Origin of the sequence: Kitasatospora sp. NPDC088134 (genome assembly GCF_044741705.1) — a bacterium.
Taxonomy (GTDB): Bacteria; Actinomycetota; Actinomycetes; order Streptomycetales; family Streptomycetaceae; genus Kitasatospora.
The window spans coordinates 1-21,542 of record NZ_JBIUTD010000048.1 but is presented as its reverse complement, the minus strand read 5'-3'; the positions used below and the strand labels follow the sequence as shown (position 1 = coordinate 21,542).

Genomic DNA, 21,542 nt, shown 5'->3' with positions numbered 1-21,542 from the left:
CGGGTCAGCGTCCTGTGGGCACTCCTGCGCGACAACCGGATCTTCACCTCCGATCCGGCCGCGCAGACAGCTTGACTCAGTCATTGAGACTCCTCGTTCCTGTGCGCTGTCCGGTGCCCGGTCTCCGGTCTCCGGTCTCCGGGAGGACAGCAGGCATCATGTATGGACTTTACGAATTTGGCAACTCATACATTCGGCAAGTCATGGGCGCGACAGCACCTCGGGGCGGCGGGGCGGTCAGCCCCGGGTGGGGCCGGTGGGGGCGCGCAGGCTGTCCAGCAGTTCGACCTGGCCGGTGAGCACGCCGCCCAGGATCTCCCGTGCCACCGCCAGGAGTTCGGCGACCTGCGGGCTGGTCAGGCGGTAGTGCACGGTGCTGCCCTCGCGGCGGGCGACCACCAGCCCGGCCCGGCGCAGCACGGCGAGTTGCTGGGACAGGTGCGCGGCCTCGACGCCGGTCTCGGGCAGCAGCTCGGCCACCGCGTGCTCGCGCACGCTGAGCAGCTCCAGCACCCGGATCCGGACGGGGTGGCCGAGGGTTTTGAAGAACTCGGCCTTGACCTGGTAGAGCGGCGCGCTGACCACGGGGGTCGCGCGCGGGGTGTCGGCGTTCACCACGCCACCCCCTCTCCGTCGGTTCCCGGACGCTGCCGCCACCCCCGACCTTAGCAATCGCGCGCCGGGCGGGCGGGACGGCCGGGCGGGCGCCCCCGGGGCGGCATGGCGAACTGCGCAGTTGCTAACATCGGCAACCGCGAGGTGACGGGAGGCGGGGACGCACATCCCACCGAACCGCCCATGGCGGTCCGGACGTCCCCGCTTCCTCCCGCCTCCCCCGTCCCATTCCCCACCAGCGAACCGTCAGTTCGGTGGCCCAGCACGGGAGTCGGCCGTCCGACCGGGTCGGCTAGGCTGGCGAAATGAGCCAGAATCTGCCGCCTTGCCCGAAATGCTCCAGCGAGTACACCTACGAGATGGACGCGCTGATGGTCTGCCCGGAGTGCGGCCACGAGTGGACCCCCGCCGCCGCTGCCGCCGGGGACGCGGCCTCCGGTGAGCGGGTGGTCCGGGACGCCGTCGGCAACGTGCTGAGCGACGGCGACACCGTGACGGTGGTGAAGGCGCTCAAGGTGAAGGGCAACCCGTCCGGGATCAAGGCCGGCACCAAGGTGCGCAACATCCGCCTGGTGGACGGGGTCGACGGCCACGACATCGACTGCCGGATCGAGGGCTTCGGCGCCATGCAGCTCAAGTCGAGCGTGGTCAAGAAGGCCTGAGCCGCCACGCACCCGGGCCCCAGTGCCGCCGCGCGGTGCGGCGGTACCGGTGACCTCGGTGGCCTCGGTGACCTCGGTGGCCAGACTGCCCTGGCTGCCGCCGATCTCGGTGATGGTGCCGTTGGCGTCGACCTTCTCCACGAGGCCGACGTGCGCGCCGCCGCCGTGCCGCTCGGCGCCGAACGGGTCGAGGACGCCACCACCGGGCCCAACGGCCCCGAGCGGGAGGTGCTCCGCCTGCTCGGCGCCGGCCTCGCCGACGGCACCGCCGGACAGCGGCTGGGCGTCTCCTCGCGCCCCGTCAACCGCCTGATGGCCTCGGTCATGGAGCGACCGGGCGCCACCAGCCGCTTCGAGGCCGGTGGCAAGGCAGCCCACAAGGGCTGGCTCCAGCATCCGGCCCGGCTTCCGGGGGCGCGGAAATCCCGTCGTTGTCCGCTGCCGGGTGGCCCACCGGTGGGTCGGAACGCCATTGCACAGCGATAATCGGGCGGATAGCGTCCACTGCGCTGCGGCTTTCCGTGATTGCTCCCGGTCGGGCCGGTTTTCGGCCCGGCGGCCGGGGGCGGGGGGGTTCATGGGCGGGGCGCCCGTCCGTCGGGGGGAAGGGGCTTGGTGAGCGGGGAACGGAACGCGGGGCGGTCGGGCGAGCGTGCGGCCCGAACGGCCGACCTGGCCTGCCTGGGCCTGGGCACCGGGTCGATCGAGGTCTACTGGTACCTGCTGGAGCACCCGGACGAGGCGGCGGCGAGCACCGGCCGGACCGCTGCGGCCCTCGGCCTGCGGGAGGCCGAAGTGGCCGCGGCGATGGCCGAGTTGGAGCTGCTCGGGCTGATCCGCCACGCGGAGCGGGAACACGGGCGCAGCACGCTGGTGGACCCGTCGATCGGCATCGAGCGGCTGATCGACAACCGGTTCACCGAGCTGAACGAGCAGCTCCGCCGGGTGACGGCGGCCCGGGCGGCGATCCCCGAACTCGCCGGGGCGTTCCGCCAGGGCCGCTCCCGCACCCTGCCGCTGGACATCGAGCGGCTGGACGGGCTGGCGGAGATCCGGGCCCGGCTGGACGACCTGGCGTTCTTCGCCCACCAGGAGGTGCTGGCCCTCCAGCCGTCCTTCTCGCCGTCGCTGATCGAGGCGGCCCGGCCGCTGGACATGCGCTGCCTGCGGCGCGGGGTGGCGCTGCGCACGGTGGTGCGGCGGCAGGCGGTGGAGAACCCGGTGACGCTGGCGTACCTGCGCGAGACGGCGGCGCTGGGCGCACAGGTACGGTTCACCGACCGGGCGCTGGAGCGGCTGATCGCCTACGACCGGACGCTGGCGGTGGTGCCGGTCGATCCCGAGGAGTCCGGCCGGGGCGCCCTGGTGATCCGCCAGCCGGGGCTGCTGGCCAGCATGATCCGGCTGTTCGAAGAGGTCTGGGAGTCCGCCGAGGACCTGTCCGCGCTGGACGGTCCGGCCGAGGGCGAGCAGGCGCTGACCGCCGTGGAACGGGAGGTGCTGCGCATCCTGTGCGAGGTGGACAAGGACGAGATCGGCGCCCGCCGGATGGGGGTCTCGCTGCGGACCTTCCGGCGCTACGTGGCCGACCTGATGCTCCGACTGAACGCCGCCAACCGGTTCCACGCGGCGATGCTGGCCAAGGAGAAGGGCTGGATCTGACGCCCGGCCCCGGCAGACCCCAGCCGACCCCGGCAGACCGCCGACCGGGTGGCTCCGGCGAGGGCCACGGGGCGGACGGGGCGGCATCGGTGTGGCATCATCGGAGCACTGTTTCAAAGCTCTGATACCTGGTGGGTGATCTGCGATGAGTGCGGCCACTGATTCGACGGGGCGGGCCGACTGGCGGCTCGGCCGACTGGTCCGGCGGCTGGACCAGCTGCTGGCGGCCGACAAGAGCGAGGCGTTGCGCCAGTTCGACCTGACGGTGCCGCAGCACTCCGCGCTGGCCGCGCTGGCCGCCTCGAACGGCATGTCGGGCGCCCAGCTGGCCCGGGCCTCCGGGGTGACCCCGCAGACCATGGCGGTGATCCTGGGCAACCTGGAGTCCAAGAACCTGATCGAGCGCAGCCCCTCGGCGATCCACCCGAAGGTCCTGGTGACCACGCTGACCCGGGAGGGCAGGGCGCTGACGAAGAAGGCCGGCGCCCGGGTGCAGGCCGTGGAGGACCGCCTCGCGGAGTCCTACGCCCCCGAGGAGCGCGAGCAACTGCACAGCCTGCTGGAACGCGCGATCGGCCGCCTGGAGCCCTGACCGGCCGACGCGCACGGAGAAGGGGCCGGTCAGTGGTCGGCGAGCCGCCATTCGCGCAACGCCGGCTGAACCAAGGCGTCGCACACGGCTTCCCGGGCGGCAGCCGGATCGGGGGCGTGCAGCCGCAGTTCGACGCGGCCGCCGTCCACCGTGAACTCACCGACCCACGCACTGGGCAACTGCGCCAGCAGCCTGGCGACAGCGAAGCCGACCGAGCGGGCAGCCTCGGCGTCGTCAGTCACCACGGTGATCGTGCAGGAGGGCTCGGAGGGCATCTTCTCTGACTCCTTTCGCACTGGTACGGCCGACCCCGGCGCAGCGGCCGGGACCGGGGCGCCCCCGCCCTCAGCCGAAGACCGGGACCAAGGCCGGAACTGGAACCAGGGTCGGAACCGCGACCGGCGCCGGGGCCGAAGTGGTGGGCCGCGCCACGGACCCCTCCTCAGCGGCGTCCGGAGCAGCCCGGCCCCCAGGGCCATCGGCGGCACCCGCCGCGAGCAGTGCCACCCCCGCCAACTCCCCTGCGGGCAGCAGGTTCTCGGCCTCGTCACAGGGCACGGTGCGGATCACCACGGTAGCGTTCGGGCGCGCCACCACCCGGGCGGGTCCGGGGTCGGCGGCGGCCGGGTCGGCGGGCAGCACCAGTCGGATGCCGGCGGCCCGCCGGTACTCGACCCGCTCCCGGGCCGGGCGGCCGAGGGCGAGCCGCAGCCCGGCTGCGGCCAGGTCGACGCCGGTGGCCAGGCAGCCCGCCAGCGGGATCAGGTCGCCGGCCAGCCAGCAGCCTGCCCGCAGCACCACCGGGCCGTCGGCGGCGAGTTGCACGTCGAGGTGGGTGACGCCGTGCCGGATCCCGAGCGCGGCGTGCGCGCGGCGGGCGAACCCGGCGAGTCCGGAGGCGGGTTCGTCCACGGTGGCATCCACCAGGTACTGTCGGCCGCGCTCCCGGCCGGCCGCGTACCAGGTCCGCACCCGGCCCTCCTCGACGGTGCAGCAGAGGGTGAACTCCGGTCCGTCCAGGGCGGTTTCGACCAGTACGCCGCCGGGCCGACCGGACTGCCGGGCGAAGTCGCCGACCGCAGCGAGGAAGGCCCGCTCGACGTCGGCGGATGTCTCGGCCCGGACCGGCTCGGCACCGGGCCGCGGGTGACGGGCCGTCAGCACCACCGGCAGGCCGAGTTCGGCGGCGGCCCGCTCGGCCTCGGCGACGCCGGAGACCAGCCGGGCCCGCCGGACGCCGACCCCGGCGTCGTTCAGCAGGGCGCGGGTGGCCCAGCGGTCCTGGACGGTGCGGACCGCGGCGGCACCGGGGCCGGACAGGCCCAACTCCTCGGCGAGTTCGGCGGCGGGCTCGGCCAGCCGCTCGTCGCAGACCACCACGCCGGCCACCCGGTGACGACGGGCCAGGTCGCGGGCGGCGGCCAGCAGCGGAGCCCGGTCGGGGGCGGCGGTGGCGAAGTCCTCCATGTACGGGGCCTGCCAGGAGGGCAGCTGGGTGTCGAGGCCGACCAGCAGCGCCTCCTCCGCCATGGCGAGCAGGGCGTACTCGCACAACTGGCGGCGGCCGGTGCCCAGCACCAGGACGGTGGGCACGCCGGCCGGGTCCGCCACTGCGTCGTCGGTGGCCGGGTCCGCCCCGGTGCGCGCGGTTCGTACGGCCATGGGGGTTCCCTTTCGAGGCGTCGGGCAGGAGACGTTCCGGCGGGCCGCCGGGGTGACGCCCTCCACTCTGCACGGCCGGGCCGCCGGGTAGCGCCGAATCGGGTGCCACCAAGCTGCCGCCGGACGGCAACTTGCTGTCACGGCCCCCGGCTTGGCCGCATCCCCTTCCAGTCTCATCACAGAACCCTGACAAACATCAGCATGCACCGGCGCCCCCGACGGCACGGGACGCCCGGGCCCCGCGCCGGGAGCCGCCCGCGGCGGGGCGCTGCGCGCGGCGGGAGCCGCCGCCCGGGCTCTCGGTGCTATTGGTCGAGTCATTGCCTTTCCGTCAGTACCGGTTGCCGGCAGGGGCGGACACCGCGTCCAGTTGCCGCAGGTCGGCCCCGGTGAGGCGGAGGGTGCCGGCGGCGGTGTTTTCGTGCAGGTGGCGGAAGTCCCGGGTGCCGGGGACGGCGATCACGTGCGGGCCCCGGGCAAGGGTCCAGGCGACGGCGGTCTGCGCGACGGTAGCGCCGCGACGGGTTCGACGGTGAACCGGCCGTGATGGGCCCGGAAGTCCTCGGCGGTGACTTCGGGGGCGGCGACTTCGGGGGCGGCACCGAAGAGTTCGACAGACGGACCCCCGGTCGGCCGTGGCGACCCCCTTCGGCAGCGAGCGGGGCCATAGTGTCAGAACTCTGCCTCAAATTAGATGCCTACTGCATCGGCGGCCCCTACCATGCCGAGCAGTTGCAGGGCCTGCTCCGAGCTGCTGCCGGCCTCCGCGGTGTAGGTGACCAGGGTCTTGCCGCCGCCGTCGGAGAGCGCGAACGCCTCGTAGTCCAGCTCCAGTTCGCCCACCGAGCGGTGGTGGAGCCGCTTGCGCCCGAAGCCCTTCTGCTTGACGTCGTGCTTGGACCACAGCCGCCGGAAGTCTTCGCTCTTGACCGAGAGTTCGCCGACCAGCGCGGCCAGTGCGGCGTCGTCCGGGTAGCGGCCGCAGGCCAGCCGCAGGTGCGCGATGGACTCCCGGGCGACCTCCTCCCAGTCCCGGTAGAACTCGCGGGCAGCCGGGTCCATGAAGGCCAGCCGGACCATGTTGCGGCGGGCCGCGGGCAGCGCCCCGAAGTCGGTGATCAGCGCGGCGGCCAGCGGGTTCCAGGCGATCACGTCCATCCGGCGGCCCAGCACGAACGCGGGTGTGGTCGCGGAGAACGCGTCCAGCAGCCGCTGCACCCCGGGGCGCACCCGCTCGCCGCCGCGCTGCGGGGCCCGCGCCGGGCGGGACTCGGAGAGCGCCAGCGCCTCCAGGTGGCGCTGCTCGTCCTCGTCCAGGTTCAGCGCCCGCCCGATCGCGATCAGGATCTCGGGCGAGGGGTTGCGCCCCCGCCCCTGCTCGATCCGGGTGTAGTAGTCCACGCTCACGCCGGCCAGCTGGGCCACGTCCTCGCGGCGCAGGCCGGGGGCCCGGCCGCGGGACTGGCGGCGCAGGCCGACGGACTCGGGCTGCACCCGGGCCCGGCGGGTGCGCAGGAAATCGGAGAGTTCTTCGCGTCGGTCCATGCGCTCCATCATGACCAAGCGCGCCCGGCAGTGGCACCCCGCAACCTGGCCCTGCCGGAACCAGGTTGGCGGTTCCCACGGCCGATCAGGGCCCTGGCTGCCCCCTCGGGACCGGAGCAGGATCTGTGGTGTCGCCAGAACGGGGCGGCGGACGGAGCACCGACCGCCACCACCCCCGCCACCCGCCGCGCACCGACCGGAGGAGTCCGCCATGACCGCTCAGACCACCGCCGCCGCTACCGCCGTCTCCGAGACCGCCACCACCCCGGAGGCCACCCGCTACGAGCGCGGCATCGCCCTGCTGGAGAAGGCGTACGGCGTGGACGCCACCGCGCAGACCGTCGGCTACCTGGACACCCTGAGCCCCGACTACTCGCGCTACCTGGTGGAGGCCGGCTTCGCCGACGTCTACGGCCGCGAGGCGATCGACCAGCGCGGCCGTGAGGTCATCAACATCATCGCGATGTCCGCGCTCGGCGGCCTGGAGGGCCAGTTGCAGCGGCACATCGAGGCGGCGCTGGTCCTGGGCACCACTCCGACCGAGATCGTCGAGACCCTGTTCCACCTGAGCCTGATCATCGGCCACCCGCGGGCCAACGCCGCGCTGGCCGTCGCCAGGACCGTCTTCGACGCCCTCGGGATCGACCCCGTCCCCGCCGAAGCCGCCTGACCCGCCGCCGCCCGGATCGGAACCCCGGCCGGAATCGCAACCGAAGACAGGGCTCAACCAGTAATCAGTGGTCTGATTCCAAGCAGAGCTTGCATCAGAGTACTGACATGAGGCAGCATCCTCTTGTCCGCGCCGCACTGCACCGTCACGCACCACCGCGCACCGCCCGGCGGGACGTGTCCCGCACCGAGGAACCCCGAAGGAGTTGCCGCACCATGTCCACCCGTACTCTCCCGCCCGAGGGCGGCCGAACCCGCACCGGAGCGGTGCTGGCGGCGGTCTGCCTGGCCGGCGTCCTCCTCCCGGTCTCGCTGACCGGCGCCTCCGTCGCCCTGCCCGGCATCGGCACCGATCTCGGCGGCGGCCTGGCCGCGGTGCAGTGGGTGGTCAACGGCTACGACCTGACCTTCGCCGGCCTCATGCTGGCCGCCGGCTCGCTGGCCGACCTGTTCGGCCGCAAGCGGATGTTCGGCGGCGGCCTGGCCGTCTTCGTGCTCTGCTCACTGCTCGGCGCATTCGCCCCGAACGTCCTGGTCCTGGACGTCCTCCGGGCGCTGGCCGGGGTCGGCGCGGCCGGCGTGCTCACCGCCGGTTCGGCGATCCTCGCCCAGACCTTCGACGGCGCGGCCCGGGCCAGGGCGTTCGCCGCGCTCGGCACCGCCTTCGGCGTCGGCATCGCGTTCGGGCCGGTGCTCTCCGGCCTGGAAATCGGCTCCATCGGCTGGCGCGGCATGTTCCTCAGCCACGCCCTGGTCGGCGGCTTCGTGCTGGCCGTCCTGCTCCGCCACGTCAAGGAGTCCCGCTCGCCCGAGGGCGGCCGGGTCGACTGGGCCGGCACCTTCACCTTCACCGGCAGCCTGTTCCTGTTCATCCTCGCGCTGATCCAGGGCCCGCAGTGGGGCTGGGGCAACCCGCTGGTGATCGCCGCCCTGGTCGGCTGCGTCGCCGGACTCGCCGCCTTCGCGGTGGTCGAGAAGCGCCAGGAGCGCCCGATGTTCGACGTCACGCTGTTCACCGAGCCGCGCTTCGTCGCCATCTCGCTGGTGCCGGTGGTGCTCGCCTTCGGCTTCACCGCGGTGCTGATGTTCCTGCCCTCGTACTTCATGTCGGTGGACGCCTCCAGCGCCAGTGACGCCGGCCTGGTCCTGATGTTCCTCACCGTCCCGACCCTGGTCCTGCCGATGGTCGGCGGCTCGCTCACCCAGCAGCTCTCCAACCGCCTGGTGCTCAGCGCCTCGCTGCTGGTCACCGCGGTCGGCGCGGCCTGGCTGACCGTCATCGGCCCCGGCTCCTCGGTGCTCGCCCTGGCCGGCCCGCTGATCACCGTCGGCGTCGGCTTCGGCATCCCGCTGGGCATCCTGGACGGCGCGGCGGTCTCCACCGTCGAACCCGGCCGGGCCGGCATGGCCGCGGGCATGTTCAACACGATGCGCCTGGCCGGCGAGGTCGTCGCCATCGCCGCGATGGGCTCGCTGCTGGTCTCGCTCACCCGGAGCCGGCTGGCCGACGGCATCGCCCGGTTCACCGGCGACTACTCCGGCGACGCCGGCTCGCTCACCGACGACCTGGTCCAGGGCAACCTGGGCGCCACCGCCGACAGCGTGCCGGCCGGCCGCCGGGACGCCTTCACCGCCTTCGCGGCGGACGGCTACACCACCGCGCTGCACAGCTCGCTCTGGCTGCTCGCCGCGATCTGCGCCGTCGGCGCGGTCGGCATCGCCCTGCTGCTCAAGGACCGCCCCGCCGCGACCCGGAGCCTGCCGGTGCCGGACGGGACCGCCGAGGGCACCGGGACCACCGAGGGCACCGGGACCACCGAGGGCCCTGTGGCCGCCCAGGCCCGGCCGATCGCCGCCTGAGCCACCCCGGCCCACTCCCCGGCCTCCCCTGCCGCTCCCCCGGCCTCCCCGCCGGGGGAGCTCGCGTGCCGGACCCGCCGTCAGGCCCCGGGGCGGTCCAGGTCGAGGGTGGCCAGGGCACCGCCGTCCGGGGCGTTGGCGAAGGTCAGCCGGGCGCCGAGCACGGTGGCCTGGCCCGCGGCGATGGTGAGGCCGAGGCCGTGGCCCCGGCCGCGTTCGGCGGCGCCGGTGCGGAAGCGCCGCGGCCCGTCGGCGAGCAGGTCGGCCGGGAAGCCCGGCCCGTGGTCGCGGACGGTGATCCGGCTGCCCTCGACCGCCACTTCGACGGGGGCCGCGCCGTGCCGGTGGGCGTTGGCGACCAGGTTGGTGACGATCCGCTCCACCCGGCGCGGATCGGTGCGGACCACGGCGGGGTCCGCCGTCCGGAGCCGGGTGCCGCCGCCGGCCTGCCCGACCGCGTGGGCGACCACCTCCGCCAGCGGCACCTCGTCGAGCCCGGCCCGTTCGACGCCGGCGTCCAGGCGGGAGACCTCCAGCAGGTCCTCGACCAGGCCACGCAGGGTGCGGACCTGGGTGCGCACCAGGTCGGCCGCCTCGTCGTCCTCGGGCAGCAGCCCGGCGGCCGTGACCAGGCCCATCAGCGGGGTGCGCAGCTCGTGCGCGACGTCGGCGGTGAAGCGCTTCTCGGCGGCGAGCCGGCCCTGCAGGGTCGCCGCCATCTCGTCCATCGCGGCGGACATCTCGGCGATCTCGTCCCGGGCCCGGCTGCGGCGGCCGATCCGGGCGTCCAGGTCGCCGTCGGCGATCCGGCGGGCGGTCCGCGAGCCGTGGCGCAGCCGCCGGTTCATCCGCTCGGCCGCCAGCGCGGTCACGGGCACCACGACGGCGAGGGCGGCGAGCGCGGCCGTGACCATGCTGCGGTCCAGCAGTTGGAGGCCGCGCACCTCGGCGCTCAGGTCGGTGCGGACGGTCAGCACCCGGCCGTCGCCGACCGGGACGGCCGCCCACATCCAGTACCAGTTCGGCGCCTTGACGTCGTACCAGAGGGCGTACTCCCCGGGGGTGCGCAGCCCGGCGACGGCCCGGGCCAGCGGTTCGGGCAGTTCGGCGGGGGTCCGTAGGTCGGCCCGTTCCGGGCGCTCCCCGGTGCGGGCAAACTCCCTTTCGACCGAAGCGAGTTGGGCGACGGCCCGGTCGCGTCCGGTCCGCTCGCCGCGGTCCCCGACGGCCTGGTGGACGAGCAGGCCGATCATGGCGGCGACGGTGCAGCAGGCGAGTGCCACCAGGGCGGCGATCTTCCAGCGCAGCGAGCGCGGGTCGAGCAGGCGGACGGCCACCGGTCAGCCCCGGACCAGCTTGTAGCCGAAGCCCCGGACGGTCTCGATCCGGTCGGCGCCGATCTTCTTCCGCAGCCGCACCACGCACAGGTCGACGACCCGGGTGTCGCCCTCCCAGCCGTAGTCCCAGACCTCCCGCAGCAGGACGGAGCGGCTCAGCACGGCGCCCGGGTGCTCGGCGAAGAACAGCAGCAGCCGCAGCTCGGTGGGCGTCAGCGGGACGGTCCGGCCCGCCAGGCGGACGTCCAGGCCGCGCGGGTCGACGGTCAGGTCGCCGAAGACCAGCGGCCCGGGCCCGGCCGGGACGGCGGCGTCCGGGGCCTCCGGCGGCCCGTCCGGCCCGCGGTGGAAGGTGGCGCGGCGCAGCAGCGAGCGGATCCGGGCGACCAGCACGGAGATGTCCACCGGCTTGACCACGTAGTCGTCGGCGCCGGCCTCCAGACCGGCCACCACGTCGAGGGCGTCGCCGCGGGCCGACATCATCAGGATCGGGGTCAGCGCCTCCTCGCGGATGCGCCGGCACAGGCCGATGCCGTCGAGGCCGGGCAGCATCACGTCCAGGATCAGCACGTCGTGCGACCCGTCCCGGAACGCCTCCAGACCGTCCAGGCCGTCGCCGGTGACGTCGACCCGGTACCCGTAGCGCTCCAGGGCCAGTTGGACCGAGCGGCGGATGACCGCGTCGTCCTCGACGAGCAGCACGGCGACCGCTTCGGGCGCACGGGTTCCGGACAAGGATTCTCCCGGGTCTGGGCCCGGGGCTCCGGGCTCGTTCGAGCTCACCGTCGGTCGATCGTAACCGGACGGGGCGCCGGGCCGGTGCGCCCCGGGCAGGCCGGGCCGGGTCACAGCCGCAGCGCGGCGGCGACCGGCAGGTGGTCGCTGCCGGTGTCGGGCAGGGTCCACGCCGCGCGCGGTGCGACGCCCTTCACCAGGATCTGGTCGATCCGGACCACGGGGAACGCCGCGGGCCAGGTGAAGCCGAAGCCGTCCCCGGCCTCGCGCTGCGCCGACCGCAGCGGCCCGGTCAGCCCGCGCAGCGCGGAGTCGTCGGCCGAGCCGTTGAAGTCCCCCACCACGACGACCCGCGGGAGCCGTTCGGCCCGGACCGCCTCGGCCAGCCTGGCGGCCGCCTCGTCGCGGCGGCCCGTGGTGAACCCGGCGGCCGGGTGCACCCGGACCGAGGCCAGGTGCGCCGCGTAGAGGGCCACCGGCCCCCGCGGGGTCCGGACGGTGGCGCGGACCGCCCGGGTCCAGGGCATGATCTCCACCGCCGCCGCCTCCTCCAGCGGGTACCTGCTCCACAGCCCGACGCCGCCCCGCACCTCGGAGTACGGGTAGCGGGCCGCCAGTTCGTGCCGGAAGGTCTCCTGCGCCCGGCTCGCCAGCTCCTCCACCGCCAGCACGTCGGCACCCGAGGCGGCCAGCGCCCGGGCGGTCCGGCCCGGGTCGGGGTTCTCCTCGTTCACGTTGTGGCTGACCACCGTGAAGTCCCCGCCGCCCGCCCGCCCGTCGACCAGCGCGGGCCCGAAGAGCACCGTCCAGACCAGGGCGGGCGCCAGCACGGCGACCGCCGCCGGGACGGACCGCCGGAGCACCGCGAGGAGCAGCAGCAGGACGACGCCGACGCCCGACCAGGGCAGCACCGTCTGCCAGAGGCTGCCGAGGTGGCCGATCCCGTTCGGCACCAGGGAGTTGCCGGCCATCAGGACGGCCAGCAGCGCGGCCGCCACGACCAGGACCCGCCCGCGCGTCCGGGCCGGAGGTGCGGCCGGGACCGGGGGCGCGGCCGGGGTGGTCTCCGTGCTGCCCTCCACGCTGCTCATGCCCACTCCCGCTGCTCGCTGTCGAAGGTGGCCAGGACGCCCGGCAGCTTCTGCTGCAGGGCGTCGACGAGTTGCCCGCTGTTCTCCAGCGCGGCCCGCAGGCCCTCGGTGGGGGTGGTGTTGGCGCGCTGGCCGAGCACCACGCCGTAGACGAGCCGGCGCCCCGCGCCGCCCCGGCCGTCCGGCACCTCCAGGGCCCACATCAGGTTGCCGCCCGCCGGGGTGCTCGACCCGGTCTTCAGGCCGACCACCCCGGGCCGGTCGAGCAGCGTGTTGGTGTTCCGCAACGGCTCGGCCCGGCCCGGCAGCGTGGTGCTGCGCAGCGCCACGGTGGCCCGCAGCGCCGGGTCCTTCATCGCCTCGCGAGCCAGTTTGAGCTGGTCGACGGCGGTGGACACGGTGCTGGCCTCGACGCCGCTGGCCCCGGTGTAGCGGGTGTCGGCCATCCCCAGCCGGGCCGCCTCCGCGTTCATCCGGGACACGAACGCCTCCTGGCTGCCCGCGTCCCAACGGGCCAGCAGCCGGGCGACGTTGTTGGCGGACGGCAGCAGCATCACCTCCAGCAGCTTGCGCTGGGAGAGCCGCTGCCCGGCGGTGACGGGAGCCGTGGACTCGCTCAGCGAGGCCGCCTCGGCGGCGGCCTGCGCGTCCACCGTGATCAGCGGACCGTCCTCGCCCTCCTTCAGCGGGTGGTCCCGGAGGACGACGTGCGCGGTCATCACCTTGGTGACGCTCGCTATCGGCACCGGCTGCTGCGGCCCCCGCAGGCCCAGCACGCCCGCCTTCGCCACCGCCACGGCCGCCTGGCCCTCGGTCGGCCAGGGCAGGTCGAGACCGGCGGCGGCGTCGGACAGCCGGAGCGCCGACACCCCTTCGGCCCGGACTCCCGCTTTCGGTCCCTCCCCGTCATCGAGGAGGGCGACCAGCGCCCCGGCGCCGGTGCCGACGGCCACCAGCGCGGCCAGCGCACCCAGCAGCCCGCGCCGGGACAGCCCGGCCCGGCCTTCTTCGGATTTCGTGCGGACGAACACGGCGACTGCCTCCCGGAGCAGAGGAACGAGATCCCCGGCGCCGACGGCCACCGGATGTGTCCACAGACTCCGCGACCGGCGCTTCCGTCCGGTCGGGGCGGGACTTCCACCGGCACTCGGCCGGGTATCAACCGTGTATCGGCCTCCCGCCCGGGGTCCGAGCCGGAGTCACCGGCCTTGTGCGGCGGCCCGGTTGCCGGCGGCGGGAATCCGCCGTCCCCTCCGTGATCGCCTAAGCTGCCGGGGCGGCAGTGGAACGATCGTGGAGGAAGCGGCTTGCCGGGCGAGTGGATCAGGGTGCCGGTCGGCGAGGACTCCCTGCGGTGGGCCACCCGGGGCGGCTGCCGCCGGGTCCTGCTGGTGGTGCACAACGTCACCGCCGCGACCCGGCTGCTCGACGTGGTCGGCCTGTTCCGCGACGACCTCCGGGTGCAACTGCTGGCCACCTGCCCGGGCAGCTCCCCCTTCCGGGCCGGCCTGCCCGAACTCCTCGCCGACCTGGGCGTCCCGGTGGTCCCCTGGAGCCAGGCGGTCGGCCTCGCCCCGGACCTGGTGCTCTCCGCCAGCCTCGGCGGTCAACTCCACTGTTTCAAAGGCAAGTTGACGATACTTTCGCACGGCGTCGGCTATAATAAGAGACTGGAGCAGCCGAGCAGCCGAGCAGCCGAGCAGCCGAGCAGCCGAGCAGCCGAGCAGCCGAGCAGCCGAGCAGCCGAGCAGCCGAGCAGCCGAGCAGTGTTCCGGTGTTCGGGGTGTCGCCCGAGTGGCTGCTCGACGAGGACGGGGTGCCGGTCGCGGACGCGCTGGTGCTGTCCCATCCCGACCAGGTCGACCGGCTCGCCGCGGCCTGTCCCGAGGCCGCGCACACGGCGGTGCTCGGCGGTGACCCGTGCTTCGACCGGATGCTGGCGGCCCTCCCCCGCCGGGACGCGTTCCGCCGGGCCCTCGGGGTGCGGTCCGGCCAGCGCCTGCTGGTCCTGAACTCGACCTGGAACCCGACCTCGCTGTTCGGGGACGGCGGCCCGGACGACGTGCTGCCGCTGCTGCTGTCCCGGCTGCCGGAGCTGCCGCTGGACGAGTACCGGGTCGCCGTCGTCCTGCACCCCAACGTGTGGCACGGCCACGGCCCGGGGCAGGTCCGGCTCTGGCTGGACGGGGCGCGCCGGGCGGGGGTGGCGCTGGTCGACCCGGTCGCGGACTGGCGGCAGGCCCTGATCGCGGCGGACGCCGTGATCGGCGACTTCGGCTCGGTGAGCTACTACGCGGCCGCGCTCGGCACGCCCGTCCTGCTGGCGGCCACCGGCGGCACCGTGCTGGACGGCGGTTCGCAGGTCGCCGCGTTCGTCCGCGCGGCCCCGCGCCTGGACCCGTACGCGGCGCTCGCCCCGCAGGTGGCCGACCTGCTCGCACGGGGCGAAGTCCCCACCGGTCCGGCCGAGTTGACCACCTCCGACCCGGGCCGGTCGGCGGCGCTGCTCCGCACGCTGTTCCACCGCTTCCTGGGCCTGCCCGAGCCCGCCGCGCCCGCGCTGCTGGACCCGCTGCCGCTGCCCGCCCACCAGCCGGCCGCCGTGACGGCCCCGGTCCGGGTGCTGACCCGGACGGCCGGGGACGGCGCGGTGGAGGTCCGCCGTTTCGCCGCGGCCCGCCACGAGCCGCCGGGGGACGGGGCGGGGCACCTGGTGGTGCACGAGGACACCCTCGACCCGGGTCTGCTCGCGCACGCCGACGTGATCGTCCGCCAGGGGGCCGCCGACGACGTCCGGCTCGGACCGCCGCTGCCCTGGGCGGAACGGACGCTGGCCCGGCACCGCTCGGGCACGCTGGCCGTCCAGGTGACCGGCCCGGGCAGCTGCACTGTGCGCCACCGCTCGGGCGCCGCCTGGGAGTTGACGGGTGCCGCCGACGGCATCGACCCGGCCGCGGCGGCCTCCGCCCTGCTCGCGGCAGGTCTGCGGCCCGGCGTGCTGACGGTCCGTTCCGGCGGGACGGACCACCGGGTGACGGTCACTCCGGTCCGTTGACGCACCGTTCGCGCAGCACCCCGATCGGCACCAGGTGGAAGCTCGCGCCGCCGCGCTCCAGCAGGGCGGCGGCCTCGTCCAGCAGCGGCAGCGCCTCCGGCCCGCGCCGCTGGTCGGCCAGGGTCTGCGCCAGGTCGGTCAGCGCCCGGGCCAGGTTGTAGCCCTCGCCGGTGCCCCGGAAGAAGGCCACCGCCTGCTCGATCGCGGCCCGGGCCTCTTCGAGCCGCCCCAGCCCGCGCAGCGCCCGGCCCCGGTGCCGGTGCAGCAGCGCGCGGGCCCGGGGCAGGTCGGCGTGTCCGGGGTCGCCCGTGCCGATCCCGTCGAGCAGTCCGGCCGCCCGCTCGAAGCACTCCAGCGCCTCGTCCCAGCGCCATTGCCGGAGCCTGATCAGGCCCAGCGTCTCGACGGCGGTGGCCTGGCCGCGCAGGTGGCCGCCCGACTCCTCCGCCGCGGCGGCCCGGAGCAGCTGCTGCTCGGCCTCGCCGAGTTCCTGCAACTCGATGAGCGCGAGCGCGAGTTGGACGTGCATCCGGGCAGCCGTCCGGGGTTCGGTGCCGGGCGTTCCGGCGGCCCGGGCGCCGGCCCGCAGCGCGGGCAGCAGTTCGTCGTGCCGCCCGGCCTTCAGCTGGACCGCCCAGAGCGCCTCGACCAGCTGGCAGACCGTCCCGGGGGCGGCGAACTCCTCGGCGGCGGCCACCGCCTCGACCAGGTTGGGCAGTTCGGCACCGAGCACGGCGAGTGCCGCAGCCTCGTCCGGGTAGCCGTCGGGGCCGATCTCGGCGTACAGCGGGCCGAGGTGCCAGCGCTGCGGGAGCGCCGCATGGTCGGCGCCCACGGCCAGCCGCAGGTAGTGGTCGACGGTGCGGTGCAGCACGGCGGCGCAGGCGGCGAGGCCGTCCTCCCGCACCGCCAGGTCCTCGGCCAGTCGGCGGACGGCCGGCCGGTGGTGGTGCCGGCCGTCGAGCGCGGTCTCCAGCAGCCCGGCGGCGGCGAGTTCGTCGAGCGCCTCGGCCGCCGCCGCCTCGGTCAGTCCGGCGGCGGCCGCGGCGGCCCGGGCGTCCAGCGCGGGCCACGGGCGGAGCGCGCAACTGCGGTGCACCAGGGCGGCGTTCGGGGTGAGCCGGGCGTAGCGGTCGGCGGCGGCGGCCTCCACCGGGTCGGTGAAGACCCGGCCGGCCAGGGCCGGCGGGGCGGCCTCGCCGAGCACGGGGGCGGCGGCGCGCAGCGCGAACGGCGAGCCGGCGCAGCGCTCCAGGACGCCGGGCAGCACGGCCTTGGCGGCGCCGACGGCGTGCTTGCCCGCCAGGTCGGTGAGCAGGCGCCGGGCGTCCTTGTCGGGGAGCGGGCCGACCGCGACGTTCAGCGCGTCCAGGCCCGCCAGCGGGCGGCGGGCGGTGACGACGGTGAGCACGCCGGGGGCGGCGGTGAGCAGCGGCCGGACCTGGGCGGCGGAGCGGGCGTGGTCGAGGACGACCAGCAGCCGCCGGCCGGCCAGCAGTTCGGCGAACCGCTCGGCCCGCTCCTCGACGGTGGGCGGGACCTGGTCGGCGGGGACGCCGAGCTTGCGCAGGAAGCGCCGCAGCACGGTCGCCGGGTCGACGGCGCCCTGCGGTCCGGCGGCGCGCAGGTCGGCGTACAGCTGGCCGCCGGGGAAGCGGTGCGCCTCGCGGGCGCCCCAGTGGATGGCGACCGCGCTGGTGCCGATGCCGTCGGGGCCGTGCAGCAGCACCTGTCGGGGGCGGCCGTCGGCCTTCCGTCCGGCCTCCTTGTCGAGTTCGGCGAGCGGGCCCTTGCGGTCGGTGAAGTAGCGGGTGGACGCGGGCAGCAGGCGCGGCACCGCGACGACCGGGAGCGGTCCCCCGGCCGTCACGCCGTTCAGCAGGGCGGACAGCGCCCGGGCCTGCGCGGGGTCGTTGCGGGCGCCGTCGACCAGCAGCCGGGCCAGCTCCTCGCGCTCCTCGGCCCCCTCCGGGGCAGCGACCTGACGGCCCGTCACCCGCTGGGCCAGGTTGCCGAACGCCTCCCAGGCCCACTTCCCGGCTTCGCCCGCCATCGCCGAACCGACCGCGCCCAGCACCCCCGTGACCGCCGTGACCGACAGCGGATCGATCATGCCCCGCACCCCCCAGAACCGCGCCCGGTCGGCCCCGCCGCCCGCACGCACCACCTGACGGTCCCCACCGTAGCCTGCACGCCACCCTCCGTCAGCACGCCTTCCCGGCACCCGGGCGGCGAACCCGCCGAACGCGGCGGGCGCGGCGAACCCGCCGGACCCGGCGGCCGCGGTGGTCCGGCGCCGGGTGTTGCCGCCCGGGCGGGGGTGGGTCCGCGGTCAGCCCAGCTTCCACTGCTGGTTGCTGCCGCCGCTGCAGCTCCACAGCTGGACGGGCGTGCCGTCCGCGGTGCCCAGGCCCGCCACGTCCAGGCAGAGTCCGGACTGCACCCCGGTGACGGTGCCGTCGGGGTTGACGTTCCACTGCTGGTTGGGCTGGCCGTTGCAGGGCCAGCCGATCACCTTGGTGCCGTTGGCGGTGCCCTTGGCGCTGGCGTCCAGGCAGAGCGTGCTGCCGCCGACGGTCACGGTCAGCTGGTGCGACGCGGTGCGGGTCCAGGTCCGGTCGGCGGCGCCGGTGCAGCCGGCGATCTGCTGCTGGGCGCCGGCCGCGGTGCTCGGGTCGGTCAGGCACTTGCCGGCCCCGACCGCGCGCAGCGGGCCGGTGCTGCCGCCGCCGGAGGAACCCCCGTCCAGGCCCATGAAGTGGATCGCGTTCGCGGCCATCCCCGCGCCCTGCACTGGCAGTTCGTGCCCGGCCCCGGCGATGCTGTACGCCTCGACCTGGGTGGTGCCGACGCCGTTGTCGTACCGGGTGCGGGTCCAGTTGGCCGCTGGGGTGTCAGTGGCCGACGGCGTCTGGCTCACGCCGAGGACGTCCGTCCACTGCTTGATCTCCTCGCCGAGGTTCCGGTAGCTGAGGATGGTGTCGGCGGTGCCGTGCCACAGCTGCACGCGCGGCCGCGGACCGGTGTAGCCGGGGTAGGCGCCGCGCGCCAGGTTGCCCCACTGCTGCGGGGTCATCGAGACCTGCCCCTGGGCGCAGGGCCCGTTCCAGCCGCGCACCGAGCCGGTGCGGAAGCAGTGCTGGGGGACGCCCATGAACGCCGCGCCGGCCTTGAAGACGTCCGGGTAGTCGGCGAGCAGCACGTTGGTCATCATGCCGCCCGAGGACTCGCCGGTGACGTAGACGGCGTTGGCGTTGCCACCGTAGTGCTGCTCGGTGTACGTGATCATCGACATCAGCCCGACCGGGTCGGAGCCGCCGCCCCGGGTCAGTGCCTGGTCGGAGGAGACGTCCCAGCAGCTGCCGCTCGGGTTGGTCGACGGGTAGACGACCAGGAAGCCGTACTGGTCGGCCAGCGCCCCGAAGTCGGTGCTGGAGTACAGGTACGGGCCGGTGCCCTGGCAGCCGTGCAGGGCCAGCAGGATCGGCGGGTTCGCCCTGACATTGGCCGGCACGTACAGCTGCATCTGCAGGCCGGTCGGGTTGGTGCCGAAGCTGCCGATCCGGATCAGCGAGGCGGCGGCGGCCCGGGGAGCCGCCTGCAGCCCCAGCCCGGCCGCGAGGAGGAGCGCGGCCACGGTGCCGAGCAGGCGGAGCAGCAACGAGCGGGACAGGAACGAGCGGGATCGGGACATGGGACCTCTCCGTCGGAACTGACTTGAGGGTGGAGGGAGTTCCGGGGCCACCGCGGAGAGCCACCACCGATGCTCGGGGCGCTGCGCCACGGCTGTCAACGGCTGTCAAAGGCCCCGGCGCAGCCTGTCGACGCACGGCACCGGCCCGGCCACGCCGCCTGCGGATTCGCCGTGGGAGCGGCCGTCGGCACCGCCGACCGGGGGTGAAAGTTGCCTGCGGGCCGGACCCCGCACCGACCGATCCGCAAGCAACAACTCCGGTCGCCGGACGGCGGGTTGGCCCGTGCGGCGGGGCGAATCTTTCGGCCTGCACGGCCCCGGGTTGCGGCACAGCATGCCGGGAGTTCGCGGAGAAGTCCACCGGGCGCCCGGGTCGGCGCCGGGCTCCAGGCGCTTGACCAGCCATCTTCCCGCGCAGCGGCGGAATCGAGGGTGATCGATCGTTTCAGGGATCTCGTCGAAACCGTTGACAGCCTGTCGCGGGCAGGCCAACACTGGCGCCGTCGACACCTCCGAGCCACCTCCCGGTCCACCTCGGCCCCGAGCCGGACCGGGAGGGAGGATCGACCCACTGCTGCTCCAAGTACGGTCGGCAGCAGACCACTTGATGGAACTTCACCCGTAGCACCCGGCGCCGGGACCGCACCCCTGGCGCAAGTTGTTAGCGCTAACAGAAACCGGGCACGCCCCCGCCCAGGAACCTCCCTCCCCCACCCGCGAGGAGAACGATCCGTCATGCCGTCGCACAAGTCGACGTCCAGCTCCCCGAGCTCGACCTCGCGCAGGCCGCCCCCACCGCCTACGCCGGCGCCGTCAACTCCTGCCTGGCCGTGGCTCGCTGCACCGGCATCACGCTCTGGGGCATCCGCGACAGCGACTCCTGGCGCACCGGCGAGAACCCGCTGCTGTTCGACAGCAACGGCACCAGGAAACCCGCGTACGGCGCGGTCCTCACCGCCCTGATCAACGCGGTCGGCGGCCGCGCCCTGGAAACCCCCGGCCACCGGACCGCCAACGGCACCGCCGTCCGGATCCGGGACTCCTGGGGCGCCGCCAACCAGCACCGGACCTTCAAGTGAGCCGAGCCGCACCGCTCTTCGCCCCTCCCTTCCCACCCCCTTCCACCGACTCGAACCACGAGGAGGTTCCGTGCAGAGTCAACCCTCCCCCCGCCGACGGCTTTCGGTGCTGTTCACCGCAGTGGTCGCGGCCGTGACGGCGCTGGCCGCGATGCTCGTCGCCGGCCCGGCCGCCCAAGCCGCCACCACTGGTGCCCTCAAGAGCACCTCCTCCGGCCGCTGCCTGGACGTGGCCGGCGCCAGCCAGAGCGACGGCGCCCAACTCCAGATCTACGACTGCTGGAACGGCACCAACCAGCAGTGGACGCTGACCTCCGCCAACCAGCTCACCGTCTACGGCAACAAGTGCCTCGACGTGCCCAACCACGCCACCGCTCCCGGCACCCGGGTCCAGATCTGGACCTGCGGCAGCGGCGCGGCCAACCAGCAGTGGAAGGTCAACGCCGACGGCACGATCACCGGTGTCGAGTCCGGCCTGTGCCTGGACGTCACCGGCAACGCCACCGCCAACGGCACCGCCGTGGAGCTGTGGACCTGCAACGGCCGCCCCAATCAGCAGTGGACCGGCCTCACCGGCACCGGCAGCGGCGGCACCTGCGCCCTCCCCTCCAGCTACCGCTGGTCCTCCACCGGCGTGCTCGCCCAACCGGCCAACGGCTGGGCCGCGTTGAAGGACTTCACCGACGTCGTCTACCAGGGCAAGCACCTGGTCTACGCCTCGAACGTCAACGGCTCCGCCTACGGCTCGATGGCCTTCGCCCCCTTCACCGACTGGTCCGCCATGGCCACCGCCGCGCAGAGCGGCATGGGCCAGGCCGCCGTCGCCCCCACCCTGTTCTACTTCGCCCCCAAGAACATCTGGATCCTGGCCTACCAGTGGGGCGCCTCGCCGTTCATCTACCGAACCTCCAGCGACCCCACCAACCCCAACGGCTGGTCCGCCCCGCAGCCCCTGTTCACCGGCAGCATCCCGAACGCCGCCCCGATCGACCAGACCCTGATCGCCGACGACCAGAACATGTACCTGTTCTTCGCCGGCGACAACGGCAGCATCTACCGCGCCAGCATGCCGATCGGGAACTTCCCCGGCAGCTTCGGCTCCTCGTACACCACCGTCATGACCGACACCGCCAAGAACCTGTTCGAGGCCCCGCAGGTCTACAAGGTCAAGGGCCAGAACCAGTACCTGATGATCGTCGAGGCCCGCGGCGCCACCGAGCAGCGCTACTTCCGCTCCTTCACCGCCACCACCCTGAACGGCACCTGGACCCCCAACGCCGCCAC

Annotated in this window: 20 protein-coding genes; 9 read left to right on the top strand and 11 right to left on the bottom strand. The window is 74.6% G+C overall.

Annotation, left to right across the window (positions count from 1 at the left end):
- Positions 1–237: 237 nt before the first annotated feature.
- A complete protein-coding gene (locus tag ACIOHG_RS37280) occupies positions 238–618 on the bottom strand; it encodes an ArsR/SmtB family transcription factor (protein ID WP_400958009.1) in 381 nt (126 codons plus the stop codon).
- Between the two features lie 302 nt (positions 619–920).
- On the opposite strand from ACIOHG_RS37280, the gene ACIOHG_RS37275 reads away from it, so the two are divergent.
- From ACIOHG_RS37275 to ACIOHG_RS37260, 4 genes are all read left to right on the top strand, one after another.
- A complete protein-coding gene (locus tag ACIOHG_RS37275) occupies positions 921–1,277 on the top strand; it encodes a zinc ribbon domain-containing protein YjdM (RefSeq protein ID WP_400958007.1) in 357 nt (118 codons plus the stop codon).
- Positions 1,278–1,427: 150 nt separating this feature from the next.
- Complete coding sequence (locus tag ACIOHG_RS37270; protein ID WP_400958005.1) at positions 1,428–1,763, top strand: hypothetical protein; 336 nt, start codon at positions 1,428–1,430, stop codon at positions 1,761–1,763.
- Positions 1,764–1,892: 129 nt separating this feature from the next.
- Positions 1,893–2,939 carry a helix-turn-helix transcriptional regulator gene (locus tag ACIOHG_RS37265; RefSeq protein ID WP_400958003.1) on the top strand — a complete coding sequence of 349 codons (1,047 nt, stop codon included), beginning with the start codon at positions 1,893–1,895 and terminating at the stop codon, positions 2,937–2,939.
- Between the two features lie 145 nt (positions 2,940–3,084).
- Positions 3,085–3,531 (top strand): MarR family winged helix-turn-helix transcriptional regulator, encoded by a 447-nt coding sequence (locus ACIOHG_RS37260; RefSeq protein WP_400958001.1) that lies wholly within the window; start codon positions 3,085–3,087, stop codon positions 3,529–3,531.
- A gap of 29 nt (positions 3,532–3,560) precedes the next feature.
- Here the strand turns inward: ACIOHG_RS37260 and ACIOHG_RS37255 are convergent, their stop codons facing one another.
- The 4 genes from ACIOHG_RS37255 to ACIOHG_RS37240 form a co-directional block, all read right to left on the bottom strand.
- Complete coding sequence (locus ACIOHG_RS37255) at positions 3,561–3,806, bottom strand: hypothetical protein (protein ID WP_400957999.1); 246 nt, start codon at positions 3,804–3,806, stop codon at positions 3,561–3,563.
- A gap of 70 nt (positions 3,807–3,876) precedes the next feature.
- Entirely contained in the window at positions 3,877–5,193 is a 1,317-nt protein-coding gene (locus ACIOHG_RS37250) for an acetyl-CoA carboxylase biotin carboxylase subunit family protein (RefSeq protein WP_400957997.1), read from the bottom strand.
- Positions 5,194–5,524: 331 nt separating this feature from the next.
- Complete coding sequence (locus ACIOHG_RS37245; RefSeq protein ID WP_400958015.1) at positions 5,525–5,848, bottom strand: aldo/keto reductase; 324 nt, start codon at positions 5,846–5,848, stop codon at positions 5,525–5,527.
- A gap of 35 nt (positions 5,849–5,883) precedes the next feature.
- Positions 5,884–6,738, bottom strand: a complete 855-nt coding sequence (locus ACIOHG_RS37240) for a helix-turn-helix domain-containing protein (protein ID WP_400957995.1) — start codon at positions 6,736–6,738, stop codon at positions 5,884–5,886.
- A 211-nt stretch (positions 6,739–6,949) separates the two neighbouring features.
- Between ACIOHG_RS37240 and ACIOHG_RS37235 the strand changes: the two genes are divergently transcribed.
- Together ACIOHG_RS37235 and ACIOHG_RS37230 are read left to right on the top strand one after the other, a co-directional pair.
- The gene (locus ACIOHG_RS37235; protein WP_400957993.1) at positions 6,950–7,408 is read left to right on the top strand and encodes a carboxymuconolactone decarboxylase family protein; all 459 of its coding nucleotides are present in this window, start codon (positions 6,950–6,952) and stop codon (positions 7,406–7,408) included.
- 215 nt (positions 7,409–7,623) lie between these two features.
- Positions 7,624–9,267: an MFS transporter gene (locus ACIOHG_RS37230; RefSeq protein ID WP_400957991.1), complete on the top strand. Its 1,644-nt coding sequence runs from the start codon at positions 7,624–7,626 to the stop codon at positions 9,265–9,267.
- A gap of 80 nt (positions 9,268–9,347) precedes the next feature.
- On the opposite strand, the gene ACIOHG_RS37225 is transcribed toward ACIOHG_RS37230, so the two are convergent.
- From ACIOHG_RS37225 to ACIOHG_RS37210, 4 genes are all read right to left on the bottom strand, one after another.
- A complete protein-coding gene (locus tag ACIOHG_RS37225; RefSeq protein ID WP_400957989.1) occupies positions 9,348–10,604 on the bottom strand; it encodes a sensor histidine kinase in 1,257 nt (418 codons plus the stop codon).
- A gap of 3 nt (positions 10,605–10,607) precedes the next feature.
- Positions 10,608–11,339, bottom strand: a complete 732-nt coding sequence (gene cseB / locus ACIOHG_RS37220; protein WP_400957987.1) for a two-component system response regulator CseB — start codon at positions 11,337–11,339, stop codon at positions 10,608–10,610.
- A 110-nt stretch (positions 11,340–11,449) separates the two neighbouring features.
- Positions 11,450–12,430, bottom strand: coding sequence for an endonuclease/exonuclease/phosphatase family protein (locus ACIOHG_RS37215; RefSeq protein WP_400957985.1), 981 nt, complete (start codon positions 12,428–12,430; stop codon positions 11,450–11,452).
- Complete coding sequence (locus ACIOHG_RS37210; RefSeq protein WP_400957983.1) at positions 12,427–13,461, bottom strand: D-alanyl-D-alanine carboxypeptidase family protein; 1,035 nt, start codon at positions 13,459–13,461, stop codon at positions 12,427–12,429. The genes ACIOHG_RS37215 and ACIOHG_RS37210 overlap by 4 nt, the downstream gene beginning before the upstream one ends.
- A gap of 743 nt (positions 13,462–14,204) precedes the next feature.
- Between ACIOHG_RS37210 and ACIOHG_RS37205 the strand changes: the two genes are divergently transcribed.
- Positions 14,205–15,485: a hypothetical protein gene (locus ACIOHG_RS37205; RefSeq protein ID WP_400957981.1), complete on the top strand. Its 1,281-nt coding sequence runs from the start codon at positions 14,205–14,207 to the stop codon at positions 15,483–15,485.
- Here ACIOHG_RS37205 and ACIOHG_RS37200 read toward each other — a convergent pair.
- Both ACIOHG_RS37200 and ACIOHG_RS37195 read right to left on the bottom strand, forming a co-directional pair.
- Positions 15,469–17,598: a tetratricopeptide repeat protein gene (locus tag ACIOHG_RS37200; RefSeq protein ID WP_400957979.1), complete on the bottom strand. Its 2,130-nt coding sequence runs from the start codon at positions 17,596–17,598 to the stop codon at positions 15,469–15,471. The genes ACIOHG_RS37205 and ACIOHG_RS37200 overlap by 17 nt on opposite strands.
- A 219-nt stretch (positions 17,599–17,817) precedes the next feature.
- Positions 17,818–19,179: a PHB depolymerase family esterase gene (locus ACIOHG_RS37195; RefSeq protein WP_400957977.1), complete on the bottom strand. Its 1,362-nt coding sequence runs from the start codon at positions 19,177–19,179 to the stop codon at positions 17,818–17,820.
- A gap of 728 nt (positions 19,180–19,907) precedes the next feature.
- On the opposite strand from ACIOHG_RS37195, the gene ACIOHG_RS37190 reads away from it, so the two are divergent.
- Positions 19,908–20,258, top strand: a complete 351-nt coding sequence (locus tag ACIOHG_RS37190; protein ID WP_400958013.1) for an endo-1,4-beta-xylanase — start codon at positions 19,908–19,910, stop codon at positions 20,256–20,258.
- Between the two features lie 151 nt (positions 20,259–20,409).
- The coding region (locus ACIOHG_RS37185; protein ID WP_400958011.1) for a non-reducing end alpha-L-arabinofuranosidase family hydrolase at positions 20,410–21,542 on the top strand (1,133 nt) is incomplete at its 3' end.

Excerpts from the sequence above, each read along its gene's own strand:
- ACIOHG_RS37275 (WP_400958007.1), top strand. The coding sequence starts at position 921 with ATGAGCCAGAATCTGCCGCCTTGCCCGAAATGCTCCAGCGAGTACACC.
- ACIOHG_RS37260 (WP_400958001.1), top strand. The coding sequence starts at position 3,085 with ATGAGTGCGGCCACTGATTCGACGGGGCGGGCCGACTGGCGGCTCGGC.
- ACIOHG_RS37250 (WP_400957997.1), bottom strand. The coding sequence starts at position 5,193 with ATGGCCGTACGAACCGCGCGCACCGGGGCGGACCCGGCCACCGACGAC.
- ACIOHG_RS37255 (WP_400957999.1), bottom strand. The coding sequence starts at position 3,806 with ATGCCCTCCGAGCCCTCCTGCACGATCACCGTGGTGACTGACGACGCC.
- ACIOHG_RS37235 (WP_400957993.1), top strand. The coding sequence starts at position 6,950 with ATGACCGCTCAGACCACCGCCGCCGCTACCGCCGTCTCCGAGACCGCC.
- ACIOHG_RS37195 (WP_400957977.1), bottom strand. The coding sequence starts at position 19,179 with ATGTCCCGATCCCGCTCGTTCCTGTCCCGCTCGTTGCTGCTCCGCCTG.
- ACIOHG_RS37215 (WP_400957985.1), bottom strand. The coding sequence starts at position 12,430 with ATGAGCAGCGTGGAGGGCAGCACGGAGACCACCCCGGCCGCGCCCCCG.
- ACIOHG_RS37200 (WP_400957979.1), bottom strand. The coding sequence starts at position 17,598 with ATGATCGATCCGCTGTCGGTCACGGCGGTCACGGGGGTGCTGGGCGCG.
- ACIOHG_RS37230 (WP_400957991.1), top strand. The coding sequence starts at position 7,624 with ATGTCCACCCGTACTCTCCCGCCCGAGGGCGGCCGAACCCGCACCGGA.
- ACIOHG_RS37240 (WP_400957995.1), bottom strand. The coding sequence starts at position 6,738 with ATGGACCGACGCGAAGAACTCTCCGATTTCCTGCGCACCCGCCGGGCC.